A 19,407-nucleotide genomic window follows, 5' to 3' on the forward strand; every position below is an offset into this window, starting at 1 on the left:
AAAATAATGTGATAGAATATTACTAAAGCATTAATATATAAGGAGTAGTCAAATGACTGATGAGAAATTGTTAATATTGGATGGGCACAGTTTAATGAATAGAGCATTTTACGCACTGCCAGATCTTACAAATAGCGAAGGACTTCATACGAATGCAATTTATGGTTTTGTAAATATGCTTTTAAAAGTGAGAGAAGAAATAGTACCTGATTATGTAGTATGCACATTTGATAGAAGTGTGCCTACATTTAGACACAAAGAATACGGAGAATACAAAGCTGGAAGAAAAAAGATGCCTCCGGAACTTTCTGAACAGTTTCCTGTACTAAAAGAAATACTAAAACTTCTGTCTATAGATATATTTGAAATAGATGGTTTTGAAGCGGATGACATAATGGGAACTATTTCTGTATTTGCAGAAAAAAATGGTATAGAAGTATATATAGTTACAGGAGATAGAGATCTATTGCAGCTTGCTTCAGATAAAATAAACGTAGTTATAACCAAAAAAGGTATTACTGAAAAAGAAATATATGATAAAAATAGAATTGTAGAAGATTATGGAATAGCTCCAATTCAATTCATAGATGTAAAAGGTCTTATGGGGGATAATTCAGATAATATACCAGGTGTGCCTGGAATAGGACCTAAAACAGCACTTAAGCTTATAAAAGAGTATAAAGGACTTGAAAACGTGCTGAAAAATATAGATAATATAAAGGGAAAAAAACTTAAGGAAAACTTGACTGAATACAGAGAACAGGCTGTGTTTAGTAAAAAGCTTGCTACAATTGTGACTGATGTGCCTATAGATATAGATCTTAAATCAATAGAATCCAAAGACAATTATAATATTCTCGGCCTTAAAAATTTATTTGAAGAATTGGAGTTTAAATCTTTGATAAATAAGTTGCCTGGGATGAAGGATGTTCAACAAAAACAGGAATTTGATATTGATATTGAAATTGTTGATGATATTGATAAGTTTAAAGATCTGTTGAAATTTATAAAGACTTTTGATAATGAGAATAAGATAATGTATATAAATTTTGAGACACTGAGAGATGAAATATATTCGGAAGGCTATATTAATAGGATATTTATAAATTTTTATCAGCATAATTATGTAATCCCAATAAAATCTATACTGGAGGAGGATGATAAATCTACAAGAGAAATGCTCCAGAGCTTATTCAATAAAATTAATATAGAAAAAGTCGGGTATAATGTTAAGACTGCCTATAGTATACTATATAAAATGGGTATTGATTTGGAAAATGTGAGGTTTGATATAAAAATAGCCGCATACATATTGAATCCATCAGATAATTTGGAGTTGAAAAGTATAATAAAAAAGTATGTAGGTTTTGATATTCCGGAAGAGGATGATAAATTTATGGAGAAGGAAACTTCCATGCTTGAGGATACATATAAATGTTTGAAGACAAAAATAGAAGAGGCAAATATGGAGAAGCTCATGTATGAAATGGAACTTCCGCTTGTTCATGTGCTATCTTCGATGGAGTGTGAGGGATTTAGGGTAGATAAGGATAAATTGCAGTCGCTTGGGATGAAATTCAAAGGGGAAATAGATAGGGTACAAAAAGAGATATATGAGCTCTCTGAAGAGGAATTCAACATAAATTCCCCAAAGCAGCTTGGAAAAATACTTTTTGAAAAGTTAGATCTCCCAGTTATTAAAAAGACTAAAACGGGATATTCAACCAATGTTCAGGTACTAGAAAAACTTATGGATAAGCATCCGATAATTGAAAAGATAGTTTATTATAGACAGCTTTCGAAGATATATTCAACTTATGTAGAAGGATTAAGTGCTGTTGTAGATAAGGATGGTAAAATTCATTCTAATTTTAACCAGACAGTGACTGCAACTGGAAGACTTTCAAGTACGGAACCGAATCTTCAAAATATACCTATAAAATATGAGATGGGGAAGGAAATAAGAAAGGTATTTGTACCTGAAAATTGTGATTGTGTTATATTGTCGGCAGATTATTCACAGATAGAACTCAGGGTACTTGCACATATTGCAGATGATAAAAATTTAATAGATGCATTTAAACACCATAGTGATATTCATACTAAAACAGCATCTGAAGTGTTTAATGTTCCTATAGGTGAAGTTACTAAGAGGCAGAGAAGTAATGCCAAAGCAGTAAATTTTGGTATAATATATGGCATTGGTGATTTTAGCCTGTCGAAGGATCTCAATATAACTAGAGATCAGGCTAAAAATTATATAGAGACTTATTTTAAAAGATATCCAAATGTAAAGAGATATATGGACAATATTGTAGAAGGTGCTAAGGAATCTGGATATGTTACTACAATAATGAATAGGAGAAGATTTATAAAGGAATTACACTCCTCAAACAAGGTGGTTAGCTCTTTGGGGGAGCGACTTGCAATGAATACGCCTATACAGGGGAGCGCTGCAGATATTATTAAAATGGCGATGATAAATGTATATAATGAGTTGAAAAAAAGAAATCTGAAGAGTAGATTAATACTTCAAGTACATGATGAACTTATCTTGAATGTATATAAAGATGAAATTGATGAGGTAAAGGGTATTTTGAAGTTCCAGATGGAAAATGCAGTTTCTCTCAAAGTTCCCCTAGAAGTAGATATGAATATGGGAAATAATTGGTATGAGATAAAATAATACTTGTCAAAAGGTGGTACATTATGGTGTTAATAGGACTTACTGGAGGGATTGGCAGTGGAAAGAGTACAGTATCAGGTATATTAAGGGACAATAAAATTTCGGTAATAGATGCAGATGTCATAAGTAGAGATGTACTAAGTAAATATCCTGAAATAATAGAAAATATGAAGATTGTATTTGGAAAGAATTTTTTTGACAAGGGGAAAATTCTGAATAGAAAAAAGTTTGGAGACTTTATATTTTCAGACAAATATCTGAAGGCTGAATATGAAAGTATGATAATGCCATTTATAAAAAAGGACATATTTGAAGAGATAGATAAGTTTAAAGATAATGGTAATGATTTGTGTGTATTGGATGGAGCAACACTCATAGAAAATAAGTTTCATGTATATATGGATGAAGTCATATTGGTTTGGGTGGATATTGATACTCAAATAAGCAGAGTAAAAAAAAGAGATAAGCTTACTGCCCATCAAATACTGCTTAGAATTAATTCTCAGATGACATTGGATGAAAAGAAAAAATATGCAACTTTTATACTGGATAATTCAGGAGAGGTCTGTAAGACTAGACAGAATTTAAAGGATATATTTACTAAAATAACTATAAAATACAAGGGGGTGAAGTGTCCTAAATTCAATATTTAGGACATACTCAATATTGAAATTTGCAAAGAGAGTAGTTACTATATTAATATTGATTGTAATTGTGATAAACGCAAAAAATATAGTAAGGCATTTTTATCCTTTAAAATATTTGGATTATATAAAGGAATATTCGCAAAAATATGATTTGGATCCTTATTTGGTTATATCGATTATAAGAACAGAAAGTGGATTTAAAGAAAATGTACGATCAAATAAAAATGCTATGGGACTTATGCAAATAACCCATGATACTGCCAACTGGGCTGCAGGAAGAATGAATATATATGAATTTAAAGATAGTATGCTAAATGATCCAAAATTTAATATAAATATGGGGTGCTGGTATATAAACAATCTAAAAAAAGAATTTAATGGAAATATGGATCTGGTACTTGCAGCTTATAATGGAGGAAGGGGAAATGTCCAGAAATGGCTTAAAGATTCAGGGCATTCTTATGATGGGAAAAATCTACACTACATACCATTCAAGGAAACAGATAAATATGTTAAAAAAGTAAAAGTAAGTTATAAAATATACAAATATCTATATGATATAAACTAAAAAAAGAGAGATATAAAAATCTCTCTTTATCTTTTAAATAATATCCAAAATACCGCTGACCTTATTTGACACCTATCTCTCGATAGGTGGGTGTCCTCACAGATACTTCTATCAATTCCTATGTCTTAAAGGGTACATATTAGTACCTAAATATTGAACTCCCTTTTTAATAATGTAGGTTCAAATTAAAGTCTGACGAATATTTCAGAAGCTAAAGTTCTTACCAAACATATTATAAGGCTTATTTTTCATGAAGTCAATAGGCGTTGCAAACATTTTCACAAACCTATAAAACTTTATACTGGTGCGAAAGACGGGACTTGAACCCGTACGATTTTACTCACACGCCCCTCAAACGTGCGCGTCTGCCTATTCCGCCACTCTCGCATAGCCTCAATCAATACATTTAGTATTATAACTACATTTATTCAGGTTGTCAACTGTTTAATCAATATTTTCTTAATCAATATGATTGAATTGTGATAATGTCTTAGTATACCGCATTTGATAATGTCCCAAATAAATAAGTTTATAGTATAATAAAACCTCATGACTAAGAAGTGAGGTGGACAAAATCAGAAGGGTAGTTTTAACAATGAATGAAAATGCAAAGTATAACATAATCAAAAAATTAGTAGAAAGTAATGGTAACAAGCAAAGAGCTGCCATACAGATTAATTGTACTGTTAGACACATTAACAGAATGATTAAAGGGTATAAGGAACATGGAAAAGCTTTTTTTATACATGGAAATCGTGGCAGAAAGCCTGTTCATGCTTTAAATAATTCTACAAAGCAGACTATTGTTGACTTATATCGAACAAAATATGAAGGCACCAACTTAACTCATTTTTCAGAGCTCTTAGAAGAATTTGAAGAAATCAAAGTTTCATCAAACACTATACGTTCCATCCTCTTACAGGAATTCATCCTGTCTCCTAAGGCAAAACGAACTTCTAAAAAGGCTCTACACACTAAACTTAAAGATATGCAAAAATTTACGAAGTCAAAAAAGCAGGCCAGTATTATTCAAAGTTCTATTCTTGCTATCGAAGATGCTCATCCTAGGCGTCCTAGATGTGCTTACTTTGGAGAAATGCTTCAGATGGATGCTTCTCTTCACCCTTGGTTTGGTGGAGGGAAAAGTCAGCTTCATATAGCTGTAGATGATGCCACAGGTTCTATTGTAGGTGCTTATTTCGATGCTCAAGAAACGCTAAATGGCTATTACCGCATACTTGAGCAAATACTTAGAACCTATGGTATTCCTTATATGTTTTACACCGACAGACGTACAGTTTTTGAGTATAAGCAGAAAAAATCCCCTTCTATCGAAGAGGACACTTTTACTCAATTCAGTTATGCCTGCAAGCAGTTGGGAATTGAGATTAAAACCAGCAGTATTCCACAAGCCAAGGGGCGTGTGGAACGAATGTTCCAAACGCTGCAATCACGACTTCCTATCGAATTGCGTTTAGCTGGTATAAGCACAATTGAGCAGGCAAATGAATTTTTAAACTCCTACATAAAAAAATTCAATGCTCGATTTGCTTTACCTGTTAATAATATCAAATCTGTATTTGAAACACAACCTGATATGGAAAAAATCAATTTAATTCTTAGTGTACTTGCTAGTAGGAAAGTAGACAATGGGAGTTGTGTAAAATACAATAAGGGATATTATCTTCCAGTAGATGCTAATGGTCACCCGGTATATTATCGTAAAGGTACCTGCGGTATGGTAATAAAGGCGTTTAACAATGCTCTATATTTTTGTGTAAGCGAAAAAGTTTATGCACTTGAATTGCTTCCAGATCATGTTCCTTCATCAAAAAATTTTGACCCTGCAAAGGCTTCAAAAGCTCCAGAGAAGCACTATATACCACCTATGAGTCATCCATGGAAGCAGGCTTCATTTGAACATTATTGCAATAAGCAAGCTCATAGACAAAAAGAAAACATAGCCTAAAGAACTAAAAAATCCTTTTACTTAAAAAATTTAAGCTGAGAGATGTGTTTGCTACACCTAAAAATAATATTATAAGCATAACAAAGCACCAGTTATAGCTGGTGCTAATAATTAAAACTTTTTGGGACATTTTCAAAATTAGTTGACACTGTTTAATCAATATTTTCTTAATCAAATATACTCAAATCTATGTTGAATTTTTTGATTTTGCGATATATAGTTGCCTTGCCTATTTTTAATGCCTTAGCTGCTTTTGGGGCATTTCCATGAAAATGCTTTAAAGCATTTTTTATGTAGAGTTTTTCTATCTCATCAAGTGAAAGTATGGTTTTGTTTTTGCATTGGTTGATCTCATGGTTTAAGCTAATATCCTGATAAATAAGATATTTATCTGTTATAGTTGTATCTTCACATAGATAATAGGATCTTTCAACTATATTTCTCAATTCTCTTATATTTCCATTGAATTTATGTAGTTTCAATTTTTCAATATATCCATAATCTGCATATTTAGGATGACCTGAATTTTTAATGTTTAGTTTGTTTATAAAATATTGAACTAGAGGTTCTACATCCTCTAATCTTTTGTTTAATGGCGGCAAATGCAATTTCATAACGTTTAACCTATAATATAAATCGCCCCTGAAATTTTTGCTTTTTACCTCTTTTTCAAGTAACTTGTTGGTAGCAGCAATAATTCTTATATCTATGGATTTTTCGTAGGTCCCTCCCACACGTACTAATTTTAGATTATCCAAAAATCTCAACAATTTGGATTGAACATCAATTGGAAGTTCTCCTATTTCATCCAGAAATACTGTTCCTCCATCTGCAAGTTCAAATTTCCCTGGGTAGCCACCTTTTGAAGCTCCAGTAAAAGCTCCCTTTTCATATCCAAATAATTCACTTTCAACCAATTCTCTGGGTATTGCGGCACAATTGACAGCCACAAATGGTCCAAGGTGTCTCTTGCTGTAATTATGTATAGACTGGGCAAATAATTCTTTTCCCGTTCCGCTGTTTCCTTCAATTAATATAGAACAGTCCGTTCTTGAAGCTTTTTTGGCAAGCCTTATAATATCCTTCATATTTTCCGATCTCGTTACAATATCGTCGAATGTAAAGGAAGCCTTGTATCCGACTACGTTGTTTACTATTTTATGAAGTTTTTTTGTATCTTTTACTAAAAATATAAAACCATGTATAGTGCCATTTACATTTATAGGGACTATATTTACTACACATCTTATTTTTTTATCGTTTATAAAAAAAGTGTAATCTGCATCTAAAATTTTCTGTTTTTTAGTCAATATTGAATGAAGGGAATCTCCTATGCAGATTTCATCTAAATGAATTTTATATAAAGCTTCTTTTTGTATTTTGAAGATTTTTAAAACCGCGGAGTTTATTTTTTTAATAAGCAGGTTTTTATCGACTATTATGACACCATCATATACAGAATCAAGAATTGATTGAAGTATAGGAGATAATAGACCTTTTTCCAGTATATTGTCACCGTATTTATCTGACGTGTTTGTTCTGGCATCAATGTTTCTATAATTGTCCAAAGAGATCATCTCCACTATAGACTTAAATGTATATTGATCATTGCAAATGTTTATACTAAGTATAACATTTTTGTACTTGCATTAAAAGTTAGAGAATTGCACTAAAAAACAACCAAAAGTATTTATATAAAAGAAAAAATTCAGGAATTTACTCTTAAACAGGCTTTAAATAATCAGGAAGAGGTTATGATAAAAGTGAATAATAATATATAATCATTCCATATTGGATTAAATGAAAATTTATATTTAGAGGTGCTAAAAAATGGGATCTAAGTTAGGAAGATTTTTAAATGCTTTAGTTGGAAGAAGTCTTAAGACTGAAGAATTAAAAGGTGAAAAACTCAATGTTTTTTGGGGACTTCCCATATTATCAAGTGATGCAATTTCATCGGTAGCCTATGCAGGAGAAGAAATATTATGGGTGCTCATACCTGTATTGGGAATAATGTCATATAAATATATGTTCCTTGCAGCACTGTGCATTGTTTTTTTGATGTTTTTGGTTACCCTTTCTTATAGACAAACTATAGATGCATATCCTGGAGGTGGGGGATCCTACATTGTAGCCAAGGATAATCTTGGAACAGTTCCAGGATTAGTAGCAGGTGCATCTCTTACTGTAGGATATATACTTACTGTCGCTGTTAGTGCTTCAGCGGGAACAGCTGCTATAACATCGGCAATTCCTGAGATTCTTCCATATAAGGTTGCAGTAACTGTATTGTTGATAGTTATTATGACTATTGGAAATCTTAGGGGGCTTAGGGAATCGTCTAAAACATTCGGTATACCGACTTATATATTTATGATAGCAATATTGACGATGATAATTTGGGGAATTTTTAAGGTGAAAATTTTTGGATATACTCCAGCACCTGTTTATAAAATTCCTAATATTACTGGAGATATAACGCTATTTTTGTTTTTGAGGGCTTTTTCTTCTGGATGTACAGCTTTAACAGGTATTGAAGCGGTTAGTAATGCAATACCTAATTTTGAGCAGCCTTCACAGAAAAATGCAAAGAAGGTACTTGGACTACTTTCGTTGGTTGTATTTATGATATTTGGAGGATTGTCTTATCTAGCAACACTTTATCATGCAGTTCCAAATCCAAGAGTAACTGTAGTAGCCCAAATTGCATCCCAGGTATTTGGTACAAATATTTTCTTCTATATAATTCAGGCAACAACCGCTATAATACTTATATTGGCAAGTAATACTGCATTTGCTGGTCTTCCTATGCTTCTTGCATATATAGCTAAAGATGGATTTGCTCCAAGACAGTTTACAAAGAGGGGAAAAAGGCTTGGGTATTCAAATGGAATTGTGGCACTTGGTGTTATATCGATTATACTTGTTGTAATATTTGATAGTGATACTCATTATTTAATGCCTCTTTATGCTGTAGGAGTATTTATATCATTTACGCTTTCACAATTAGGAATGTTTATGAGATGGAAGAGAAAAAAGGAAAGTGGCTGGAAATATAAATCAATTGTAAATGGAATAGGCGCTTTTGTGACTTTTGCAACAGCAGTTATACTTGGTATAACAAAATTTATCAATGGGGCATGGATTGTTTTTATACTCATACCTATTATTGTATATTTTATGATTATTATAAAAAGACATTACTCTGAAGTTGCAAGACAGCTAAAATTGTCTATAGAGGAGAGACCTAAGGAAATAAATTTTGAAGAGCAGAAGAGATATGTCATAGTACCAATAGATACCCTGAATAAATCATTTTTAAAGGCACTGAACTATGCCAGGACAATATCTGATAATATAATAGTATTCCATGTTTCTGTAGATGATGAAGCTACGGATAAACTTTTAAAAAGGTGGAATGAATATGATATTGGAATACCTATAATAATAAAAAGATCTCCCTATAGAAGCATAGTGGGTCCTCTTATTAAATTTATAGAGTCGGAAGAGTATTCGGCAGGACCTAAAGATACGGTAACCGTAGTGCTTCCGCAATTTGTTGTGACAAAGTGGTGGGGCAATATACTTCATAATCAGACGTCCCTCATAATTAGAACAATGCTGCTCAAAAGAAGGAATATAGCCATAGTTACAGTTCCATATATAATAGTAGAAAAATAAAATGTGAAATAAAAACTGTGATTTTAAATCACAGTTTTTTTATATGTGCGCCCAGCATGGGTGCAATCTAATGGGTGAAAGTCCCAAGCACGGGTTGATAGTGCCAAGTGCATAGCTTAAGACAAGGGTGTCCATGGTGACGTGGAATCTGAAGGAAGTCGGTAGCAAAACTCTGGTCTGACGGACAGAAACTACATATAAGGCATATGTCTGTGGGTAAGTTTGCATAACAAAATGAAGCCCTAAACTATCCAAAAACAGGCGGTGTAAATGTAGCAGATAGATAGAGTGAAAGATTGCGTTCTTACCTGGGGAGATCTGACAGATAAGTTACAGATATGAATTTAGAAATAACAACCCATACAGTAATGTGTGGCTGAACTGTCAGAAGTCAGCAGATGTCATAGTACCACGTAAAACGCGTTAGCGTGGGAAGGACTGAACAATAGGAGGTTTTGAAACTTTGAAAAACACAGAGAAATGTGATAACAGCAGACAACTTCATAATGAAGGTTACCTACAAAAGGATAGAGTGGAACTCAAAGAATATGTAGGAGCGCCGAGCATTTCATTGACGTTAAAAAAGCAACAGAACGCCAAAAGTAGATACAATAATGAATTGCTTGAGAGAATTGTTGACAGAAATAACTTAAATCAAGCATTTAAGAGAGTTAGAGCCAATAAAGGCAGCCATGGAATTGATGGTATGAATGTAGATGAACTTCTACAATACCTAAAGGAAACGGGTGCCAGCCTTCGGCAATCATTATTAGAAGGTAGTTATAAGCCTAATCCAGTAAGACGAGTGGAAATTCCAAAGTCTGATGGAAAGAAACGACCACTAGGTATACCAACGGCTGTAGACCGAGTAATACAACAAGCTATTGCTCAAATATTAAGTCCAATATTTGAAAAGAAATTTTCAGATAAAAGTTATGGATTTAGACCAAATAGAAGTGCTCATCAAGCAATTCTAAAATGTAAAGAATACATGGACAATGGCTATAGATGGGCAGTAGATATTGATTTAGAGAAATACTTTGATACTGTAAATCATGATAAATTAATTGGATTGATTTATGAAGAAATAAAAGATATTAGGGTAATATCTTTAATAAGAAAATATCTACAAGCAGGTGTAATGGAAAAAGGTATTTTTAGCATTACAAGAAGAGGCGTTCCACAAGGTGGAAATCTCTCACCATTGCTAAGCAATGTCATGTTAAATGAACTGGATAAAGAATTAGAAAAGCGAGGACTACATTTCTGTAGGTACGCTGACGACTGTAATATATACTTGAAAACAAAAAAGGCAGCATATCGAGTAATGGCAAGTATAACAAGGTTTATAGAAGAGAAATTAAAACTCAAAGTCAACAAAGATAAAAGTAAGGTCGATAGACCGTGGAAGTTGAAATATTTAGGATTTACATTTTATCCAAAGAAAGGTGAAATGGGAATAAGAGTACATCAAAATTCTGTTAGGAAACTTAAAGTTAAACTTAAGGAAGTAACAGGAAGAAGTAATGCTATGAGTATGGAACTCCGTGCGATTAAGCTAAAACAGATTATAATCGGATGGATTAACTACTTCAAACTGGCAGATATGAAAAGTACACTTAAGACGTTAGATGAGTGGCTTAGAAGAAGGATTAGGATGTGTTATTGGAAACAATGGAAGAAACTCAAAACAAAACACGATAATCTTAAAAGGCTTGGTATTGATGAATATAAAGCTTGGGAATATGCAAATACAAGAAAAGGCTACTGGAGGATATCCTGCAGCCCTATTCTATCAAAGACACTATCTAATAAACATCTTAAAAAGCAAGGCTTTATAACATTAACCGAAAGGTATCTATAATTAGGTAATTCTTATTGAACCGCTGTGTACCGAACGGTACGCACAGTGGTGTGAGAGGTCGCTGAATAAAATAATTATTCAGCTCCTACTCGATTAATTTGATTAAAGCATATATTTTGGAAGACATTAATTATATAAAACGTTGACATTTGCCATTATGTTAAAAATGTTTCTATACATAGATAAATGTAGATTTTCGAGAGATAAATAAATTGAAAAAATTTGTTGAATTTCTAACTGATATATGATATTATAAAAAATATAAATTTTAAGCGCGTACATTTGTATGCCATTCGCGTACAGGAGGGGATTATGAACAATAAATTTTTAATAATTGATTCGGAGATTCTTCCAGACGTGTTTTTAAAAGTTGTAAAAGTTAAAGAACTTCTTAGAACTGGCAAGGTAAAAGATATATCACAAGGTACAAAAAAAGTTGGAATAAGCAGAAGTACTTATTATAAATACAAGGATTCGGTATTCGCCATGTCAGAAAGTGCAGTGGGGCATAAAATTACACTTGGGTTTATGATTTTACATAAGGCAGGTACACTGTCGAAGATAATTGACAAGATAGCACAAAATCATGGGAATATACTTACCATAAATCAGGACATACCTATAAATAATGCAGCTAGTGTTTCTATAACTTTTGATGCATCAAAGCTTTCTGTAGATACAAACCAATTGGTTGAAGAACTGGAATCTATAGACAGTGTGGTAAGTGTAAGACTTGTAGCAGTAGAATAGTATAAAATTTGCCTGAATTAAGGTTGAGTTTTTATATATAATAAAAAGGGAGGCATATAAACATGGCGGTTATAGCTATGCTTGGATATGGAGTTGTAGGCAGTGGGGTGGCTGAACTCATATTAAAAAATAGGGACAAGTTTAAAAGTAGATTAAATGAGGAACTTGAAATATCTAATATTCTAGTTAGAAATGTTAAAAAGCATATTGACAATAAAAATAAGAATCTATTAACAGATAATATAGAGGATATTTTTAGAAAAAGAGTCGATATAGTTGTAGAAGCTATGGGTGGACTCAATCCATCCTATGAGTATGTAAAAAGAGCTTTGAAAATGAAGAAACATGTTGTTACAGCCAACAAGGATTTAATAGCAGAATATGGGCATGAGCTTCTGGAGCTTGCGAATCAAAATGGTGTTACAATTCATTTCGAAGCAAGTGTAGGTGGGGGAATACCTATACTGAAATCTATGAATGATTGCCTGGTTGGAAATGAAATAAAAAGTATAGAATCAATATTAAATGGTACTACTAATTTTATACTTTCAAAAATGAATCATGAAAATATGGGTTATAGAGATGCACTGAAACTTGCCCAGAAACTTGGGTTTGCAGAGGCAAATCCTGAGTCAGATGTCAAAGGTTATGATGCTGCAAGAAAGTTGTCCATACTTTCTACCATTGCATATAATAAAAGAATATATTGGAAGGATATGAAAATAGAAGGAATTACCGATATAGACCAGGAAGATTTTAAGTATGCAAAGATGAATGGATGTAGTATAAAGCTTCTTGGAATCAGCAGGAAATGCAAGGAAAAGGTATATGCATCTGTAAGACCTGTTATGGTAAAAGAAAATTCCGTACTTGGAAGAATTGAAGATGAATACAATGCAATTTTGGTTGAAGGTGATGCTGTAGGTGATGTACTATTCTCAGGAAAAGGGGCAGGAATGTTTCCTACGGCAAGTTCGGTATTTGCAGATATTGCAGATATAATTATGCATAAAAATGAAACTATTGCTTTAAACGATGAGAAAGCAGAAGTAAATAAAGATTGGGATTCGGAAGGTAGATGGCTCCTCAGAGTAAATACCGAAAATAGAATAAAAATTATAGAAAGTATAACTGGTAATTTTAAAAGCAGCTATATTTTATCCAATGCAGTTTCAGGGGATGAAAATGAAGTTGCAGCATTTGTAAAAGCAGAAAGTGAATGTGAGATTGACAGATATATAGAAACTATAATGCAAAGTGGATTTGCCAAATCTATAAAAAAATTGTTGATTTTAGAAAAGTAATTTGTTTTTACTAAGAGGATGTTATGAACTTGAACATTAAAGAGGAGGATATAGCATGTCTAAGGTTAAAGTTAGAATACCAGCTACTACTGCCAATATGGGGCCGGGATTCGATACTTTAGGAATGGCTCTTAAGCTGTACAATGAAATTGAAGTTGAAGAAATAACTGGCGAAACAGAAATATATAATAATGGAATCAGGATTTCCTGTGATTTTAGAGATAATTTGATATATAAAAGTATAAAAATGACTATGGAAAAGCAGGATTATTCTTGTGAAGGTATAAAAATAAATGTTACAAAGTGTAATATACCTATATCAAGAGGCCTTGGCAGTAGCTCTTCATGCATAGTTGGAGGAATAGCAGCTGCGAATTCGATTATTGGCAGCAGGATGTCAATGGATGATGTAATTTCACTGGCTACTGAAATAGAGGGACATCCAGATAATGTTGTCCCTGCAGCTTTAGGTGGAATGGTAATTTCTTTAAGAGAAGAAAATAAAATAATTTATTCAAAGGTCTGTTTGCCTTCCAATTTAAAGTTTGCAGCAATGATTCCTGCATTTGAAGTAAGTACTGTACTTTCAAGAAAGGTTCTTCCTAAATCATATTTAAAGGAAGATTGTGTATTTAATGTGTCAAGGGCCGCAATGCTTGTGAGTGCTCTAAATAATGGTGAGTTCGACAAACTTAGAGTTTGTTTTCAGGATAAAATTCATCAGCCCTATAGAAAAGATCTTATAAAAGATTCTGATTTAGTTTTTGAAAAATGTAAAAAGTTAGGAGCTATAGGTGAATTTATAAGTGGATCAGGGTCTACGTTGATGGCAGTGCTTGACGACAAACACCAGGAGAAATTTATAAATTCAATGAAAAAATTTTTAAATGGATTTGAAGATAGCTGGAATGTAATTTTACTTGAGCCAGATTTGGATGGAGTAAAGATTTTAAATTAAATAAACGGAAAAAAATTAAATTGCTATTGTTGTGCTTACAAGACAATAGCGATTTTTATTGTAAAATTGGTTTGAAAATGTAATATTTTTTTCATTTCATACTTATATATATAATACAAACATTTAGAAAAATGAGGTGAAAAAATGAAGTACACACGATACGATCTTAAAAAGGGAAAAGGGACAAAAACTTTTATATTTATGATAGCAATGATACTTATTACAGCATTTATTATAGGAACTCTTGCATCCAAAATATTTCTTGGAGACAATGATAGAACGATGTTTCAAAATACCGATAAAACCATAAGTTCTCAGAGTAGTGATAAAAAAGCTATTGCAGATGGAAGTGAAGTTAAATTTACAGCAGTACAAGGAGGAGTATACAAGGATAAAAATAATGCAATGAAAGAAAAACAGTTGCTTTCGAAATATGGTACACCCTTTACTGTTGAGGATAATGGAAAAGTAAGGATTTTTCTAGGAATATATACAGCTGGCAATGTAAAGAGTGTAACAAAGTCACTTGTAGAACAAAAAGTTGATAATTCAAGTATGGATTTTACTATAAAAAAGGATAATCTGTGTAATACGGAAATAGTGGAAGTTATAAATGCCTATTTGCAAGTACTAAATAAATTTTCTGATAAAGATGTTGAATATGTAAAAACTGATGACCTTAAAAAATGGTGTTCATCCTTAAAAGAGGTAAATGAGGATAATAAAAATTTTATATTGCTCAAGGATTTAAAAAACCATATAAAAGGTATGCAGGAAAATATTACTTTGAATAATTGCGAAGAAAATTATATATATATATATAATATATTGAAAAAGATAAAGTAAATTGTTCTTGTATATGTATAATTAAAGGTGGTTGGTATAGATAATTTCTTATGATACCTACCACCTTTATATTTAAATTAAAAATTTTTTTAAACAATAATATATATACTTGTTTATGATTATATTAAATGATAAACTATATTAGATATATTGTTAATTAGGGGGATTTAAGTGAAGGGAACAGGTAAAAATACGATTTTTTTATGGTTCCTCATATTGTTGGGTGCCATAGCGGGAAGTCTCATCGGAGATGCATTGGGAAGTAGTTTTAGTGTGCTGAAATTTTTAAAGAATTCATATGAAATAGGTACAAATGCACCTTTGTTGTTGAGCTTTAAAATTATGACTATAACTTTGGGAATAAATTTTAATGTCAATATAATGACTATAATAGGCATAATTATGGCTATAATATTATATAGAAAGTATTAGGAAGTGACGAATATGAAAATTGTATTGGCTTCCTCATCTATAAGGAGAAAACAGCTTTTAGGGAGGCTCGTAGATAATTTTGATGTATTTGTGAGCAGTTTTCGGGAAGAAAGTGTTGTATTCGGTGGAAATTGTGAAAAATATGTTATGGATCTGGCTTCAGGTAAGGCTAGAGATGTATGCAGCAAGATAAATGAAAGAGATGTCATTGTAATAGGGTGTGATACTATTGTATATTTCAGAGGGAATATACTTGGTAAACCCAGGGATAAAGATGAAGCTTATAATATGCTAAAATCTTTAAGCACGAATGAACATCACGTGTATTCAGGGATAGCAATTATAGACAAAACTTCTAATATTATGAAGAAGGATTTTGTTAAAACCAGTGTTAGATTTTCAAATATATCAGATGAACAGATAGAAAAATATTTAAAAACAGAAGAATATGCGGATAAGGCTGGTGCATACGGTATTCAGGGATATGGAGGAGTATTTGTATCTGAAATTCATGGATGCTATTATAATGTAGTAGGGCTTCCATTAAATAAGCTCTATGATATGTTAACTGGAATGGGGGTAAATCTATAGTTAAGGAGACTTTGCATGGACAAAATGTTAAGGATTAAAGATTTACCTGAAAATGAGAGACCACGAGAAAGACTTTTCAGATATGGGCCTGAAATATTGTCCAACGTAGAACTTTTGGCTATACTCCTTGGTTCAGGAACTAAAAAGGAGAACATAATGTCCTTAAGTAGTAGGATTATACATAATAACGGTGGGTTAAATGGAATTATGGAATTTACACTGGAAGATCTTGTTAATATAAATGGTATTGGAAAGGCAAAGGCCGCTAAGCTTTTAGCTGTAGTAGAGCTTTCTAAGAGATTTAGGTCTTTTAGAGATGGTGAAAATTACAAGATATGCAATTCCAGAGATGCTGCCATGCTTGTGATGAAAGAAATGAAATTATTGAAACAGGAAAATCTTGTAGTTATAATGCTCAATACGAAAAATGTAGTCATAAGTGTGAAACGGGTATTTATAGGTAGTTTGACTTCTTCCATAGTCCATCCAAGAGAGGTTTTCAATGATGCTATTAAAAAAAGTAGTGCCTCAATAATAATATGTCATAATCATCCATCAGGAGATCCATCACCAAGTGATGAAGATATTAAGGTTACATATAGATTAAACAAATGTGGAGAAATTTTGGGAATACAACTCATTGACCATCTGATAATAGGCAATGGAAAATATATAAGTTTGAAAGAAAAGGGAATATTGTGAGATTGAAAGGAGAAATATAAATGGGACTTTTTAGTATTTCAAGAGATATGGGAATAGATTTAGGTACGGCTAATACGTTAATATATGTAAAAGGCAAAGGTATAGTTCTTAGAGAACCATCAGTTGTTGCTATAAATAGTGATGTTAAAAGGGTTATGGCTGTAGGAAATGAAGCAAAGGATATGATAGGGAGAACTCCTGGAAATATTGTGGCAATAAGACCGCTTAAGGATGGTGTTATTGCTGACTTTGATGTTACGCATACAATGCTTAGAAAATTTATTGAAAAAGTGAGTCCAAAATCAGCTTTTACAAGTCCAAGAATTTTTGTTTGCTTTCCATCTGGAGTTACAGAAGTTGAGAAGAGAGCTATAGAAGAGGCGACAAAGCATGCAGGTGCTAGAGATGTGTTATTAATGGAAGAACCTATGGCTGCAGCTATTGGAGCTGGACTTCCTGTAAATGAACCTACAGGTAGCATGATCGTGGATATAGGAGGAGGAACTACAGAAGTTGCTATAATATCCCTCGGAGGTATAGTTACGAGTAAATCACTTAGAATTGCAGGAGATGAACTGGATCAAGCTATAATAAGCTATATAAAAAAAGAATACAACCTAATGATAGGTGAGAGGACAGCAGAAAATGTAAAAATAGAATTAGGATCTGCCTATGATACAGGAGAAAACAAATCCATGGAAATAAGAGGAAGAGATCTTGTTACTGGACTTCCTAAAGTAATAACTATAAATGAAGAAGAAATAAGAGAGGCTTTAAAGGAACCGGTAGTTTCCATAATAGAAGCTATAAGGACTACGCTGGAAAAAACTCCACCTGAACTTGCATCTGATATAATGGACAAAGGAATAATGTTGGCAGGTGGTGGCGCTATGCTTAGAGGTTTGGATCAACTTGTAAATATAGAAACACATATTCCTGTCCATATAGCAGAAACACCTTTGGATTGTGTAGCACTAGGCGCAGGAAAGGCACTGGATACTATAGATAAAATAGTATCCAGTAGAAAATAGCGGCGTGTTATGAAATTTTTCAGGAATAAACTGGCGGTTACTATAGTTGTACTGTCAGTTACATTTTTAATTTTAATTTCTTTTAGCGTAAAAAATAGCAATATATTTTTTATGAGAAATAGCATAGGTGGTACATTTAATTCTATACAAGGTGGAGTTTATAAATTAAATAATGGTATAAAGCAATTTCTAGGCTTTATAATAAACTTTTCTGCAGTGAAAAGTCAGAATGAAGAACTTGTTAAAAAGAATAGTGAATTAGAGAATAAACTTGTAGAGTATAATTCTCTAAAAAATGAAAATACTGATTTGAGGAAAGAGTTAAATTTTAAAAAGGAAAGAGCCGAATATAACTATATAGGATGTGACATAATAGGCAAGGGTGGAAACAACATTCTTGATCAATTTATAATAAATAGAGGAAGTAATGATGGTATAAAAAGACGTATGGTTGCCATTACAGCTGATGGACTTGTAGGGCAGGTAACGCATGTAGAGAAAAACTGGTCAATAGTTCAATCACTTTCCAGTGAAAATCTTTCTGTAGGTGGTGAGCCACAGAAAATTGAAGAGAAAGATGAAATTTCCGGACAGGGAATTGTGAAGGGGTACAAAGATAAATCTAACAATTTACTTGCAAAAATATATTATCTCCCTGTTGATTCCAAAATTAAAAAGGGAGATACTATTTTAACGTCTGGAATTGATAATGCCTATCCAAAGGGAATAAGAATCGGAAGTGTCATAAGTGTGGAATTAGATAAGGGTAAAGTAATGAAAAATGCTGTAATAAAACCTTATGTGGATTTTGATAAAATTCAAGAGGTACTTATAGTAGTCCCTAAAAACCAAATAGATGTGAAGTATTAAGGTGATGTGTGATATGAAAAAGTTATTAATACTGTTTTCTTTGTCTATAGTACTATTTATACTTGATAATGCAGTTGTACCTTTTTTCTCTATAAAAACAATATACCCAAGTCTACTTTTTGTATTTGCCGTGTCTTATTCTATTATAAATGGAAGTTATGAGGGATTATGGCTTGGGGTGTTTGCCGGAATACTTCAAGATATTTATTTTGTGGATGGATTCTGGATAAATGCCCTTGTAAACATGGTAATATGTGCTATTGGTGGATTTATAGGGACTAATATATTTAAAGAGAAGAAATTTATTCCTGTAATTTCATGTTTCTTTTTGTCGCTTCTGAAAGGTATGATGATTTTTGTGATATTTTGGTTAAGTGATATTGAAATGAATATAGTCAACATATTTTTTACAAGCATATACAATATGATTATCTGTATATTCATATACAAAGCAGTTTATAAACTTTGCAAGGAGAGCTATATGATAAGTGAATGGAAATTTTAGAGG

17 protein-coding genes, 1 tRNA gene and 1 other RNA gene are annotated in these 19,407 nt (G+C 32.3%); 16 read left to right on the forward strand and 3 right to left on the reverse strand.

Features of this window, described 5'->3' with window-relative positions; all coding sequences use genetic code 11:
• Nucleotides 1–52 precede the first annotated feature (52 nt).
• Genes polA through ACSVC9_RS01845 form a run of 3 tightly spaced genes read left to right on the forward strand, consistent with a single transcriptional unit; the run spans nt 53 to nt 3,901 of the window.
• Nucleotides 53–2,686: a DNA polymerase I gene (gene polA / locus ACSVC9_RS01835; protein WP_446898688.1), complete on the forward strand. Its 2,634-nt coding sequence runs from the start codon at nt 53–55 to the stop codon at nt 2,684–2,686.
• Nucleotides 2,687–2,709: 23 nt separating this feature from the next.
• Nucleotides 2,710–3,339, forward strand: a complete 630-nt coding sequence (gene coaE, locus ACSVC9_RS01840; RefSeq protein WP_446898689.1) for a dephospho-CoA kinase — start codon at nt 2,710–2,712, stop codon at nt 3,337–3,339.
• A 13-nt stretch (nt 3,340–3,352) separates the two neighbouring features.
• Nucleotides 3,353–3,901, forward strand: coding sequence for a lytic transglycosylase domain-containing protein (locus tag ACSVC9_RS01845; RefSeq protein ID WP_446898690.1), 549 nt, complete (start codon nt 3,353–3,355; stop codon nt 3,899–3,901).
• Between the two features lie 37 nt (nt 3,902–3,938).
• On the opposite strand, the gene ssrS is transcribed toward ACSVC9_RS01845, so the two are convergent.
• Both ssrS and ACSVC9_RS01855 read right to left on the reverse strand, forming a co-directional pair.
• Nucleotides 3,939–4,115, reverse strand: a non-coding RNA gene (gene ssrS / locus ACSVC9_RS01850) — 6S RNA.
• Nucleotides 4,116–4,203: 88 nt separating this feature from the next.
• Nucleotides 4,204–4,288, reverse strand: a tRNA-Leu gene (locus tag ACSVC9_RS01855).
• 208 nt (nt 4,289–4,496) lie between these two features.
• Here ACSVC9_RS01855 and ACSVC9_RS01860 point away from each other — a divergent pair.
• On the forward strand, nt 4,497–5,870 hold the full coding sequence (locus tag ACSVC9_RS01860; RefSeq protein WP_446899784.1) for an ISNCY family transposase: 1,374 nt from the start codon (nt 4,497–4,499) through the stop codon (nt 5,868–5,870).
• Between the two features lie 167 nt (nt 5,871–6,037).
• Here the strand turns inward: ACSVC9_RS01860 and ACSVC9_RS01865 are convergent, their stop codons facing one another.
• Entirely contained in the window at nt 6,038–7,447 is a 1,410-nt protein-coding gene (locus ACSVC9_RS01865; protein ID WP_446898691.1) for a sigma-54 interaction domain-containing protein, read from the reverse strand.
• Nucleotides 7,448–7,700: 253 nt separating this feature from the next.
• Between ACSVC9_RS01865 and ACSVC9_RS01870 the strand changes: the two genes are divergently transcribed.
• The 12 genes from ACSVC9_RS01870 to mreD all read left to right on the forward strand — a co-directional run bounded on the left by ACSVC9_RS01870 (nt 7,701) and on the right by mreD (nt 19,404).
• Complete coding sequence (locus tag ACSVC9_RS01870) at nt 7,701–9,551, forward strand: APC family permease (protein ID WP_446898692.1); 1,851 nt, start codon at nt 7,701–7,703, stop codon at nt 9,549–9,551.
• Between the two features lie 463 nt (nt 9,552–10,014).
• A complete protein-coding gene (gene ltrA, locus ACSVC9_RS01875) occupies nt 10,015–11,415 on the forward strand; it encodes a group II intron reverse transcriptase/maturase (RefSeq protein WP_446898693.1) in 1,401 nt (466 codons plus the stop codon).
• Between the two features lie 312 nt (nt 11,416–11,727).
• On the forward strand, nt 11,728–12,165 hold the full coding sequence (locus ACSVC9_RS01880) for an ACT domain-containing protein (protein WP_446898694.1): 438 nt from the start codon (nt 11,728–11,730) through the stop codon (nt 12,163–12,165).
• Between the two features lie 62 nt (nt 12,166–12,227).
• Nucleotides 12,228–13,469, forward strand: coding sequence for a homoserine dehydrogenase (locus ACSVC9_RS01885; protein ID WP_446898695.1), 1,242 nt, complete (start codon nt 12,228–12,230; stop codon nt 13,467–13,469).
• Nucleotides 13,470–13,524: 55 nt separating this feature from the next.
• The gene (gene thrB, locus ACSVC9_RS01890) at nt 13,525–14,427 is read left to right on the forward strand and encodes a homoserine kinase (RefSeq protein ID WP_446898696.1); all 903 of its coding nucleotides are present in this window, start codon (nt 13,525–13,527) and stop codon (nt 14,425–14,427) included.
• 144 nt (nt 14,428–14,571) lie between these two features.
• A complete protein-coding gene (locus tag ACSVC9_RS01895) occupies nt 14,572–15,273 on the forward strand; it encodes a hypothetical protein (protein WP_446898697.1) in 702 nt (233 codons plus the stop codon).
• Between the two features lie 171 nt (nt 15,274–15,444).
• Nucleotides 15,445–15,705 (forward strand): DUF4321 domain-containing protein, encoded by a 261-nt coding sequence (locus ACSVC9_RS01900; RefSeq protein ID WP_446898698.1) that lies wholly within the window; start codon nt 15,445–15,447, stop codon nt 15,703–15,705.
• Between the two features lie 12 nt (nt 15,706–15,717).
• Nucleotides 15,718–16,296: a Maf-like protein gene (locus ACSVC9_RS01905; protein ID WP_446898699.1), complete on the forward strand. Its 579-nt coding sequence runs from the start codon at nt 15,718–15,720 to the stop codon at nt 16,294–16,296.
• Nucleotides 16,297–16,311: 15 nt separating this feature from the next.
• On the forward strand, nt 16,312–16,998 hold the full coding sequence (gene radC / locus ACSVC9_RS01910) for a RadC family protein (protein WP_446898700.1): 687 nt from the start codon (nt 16,312–16,314) through the stop codon (nt 16,996–16,998).
• A gap of 20 nt (nt 16,999–17,018) precedes the next feature.
• The gene (locus ACSVC9_RS01915) at nt 17,019–18,029 is read left to right on the forward strand and encodes a rod shape-determining protein (protein ID WP_446898701.1); all 1,011 of its coding nucleotides are present in this window, start codon (nt 17,019–17,021) and stop codon (nt 18,027–18,029) included.
• A 9-nt stretch (nt 18,030–18,038) separates the two neighbouring features.
• Entirely contained in the window at nt 18,039–18,899 is an 861-nt protein-coding gene (gene mreC, locus ACSVC9_RS01920; protein ID WP_446898702.1) for a rod shape-determining protein MreC, read from the forward strand.
• A gap of 13 nt (nt 18,900–18,912) precedes the next feature.
• On the forward strand, nt 18,913–19,404 hold the full coding sequence (gene mreD, locus ACSVC9_RS01925) for a rod shape-determining protein MreD (protein ID WP_446898703.1): 492 nt from the start codon (nt 18,913–18,915) through the stop codon (nt 19,402–19,404).
• Nucleotides 19,405–19,407 lie beyond the last annotated feature (3 nt).

This window comes from Clostridium sp. LBM24168 (genome assembly GCF_052953915.1).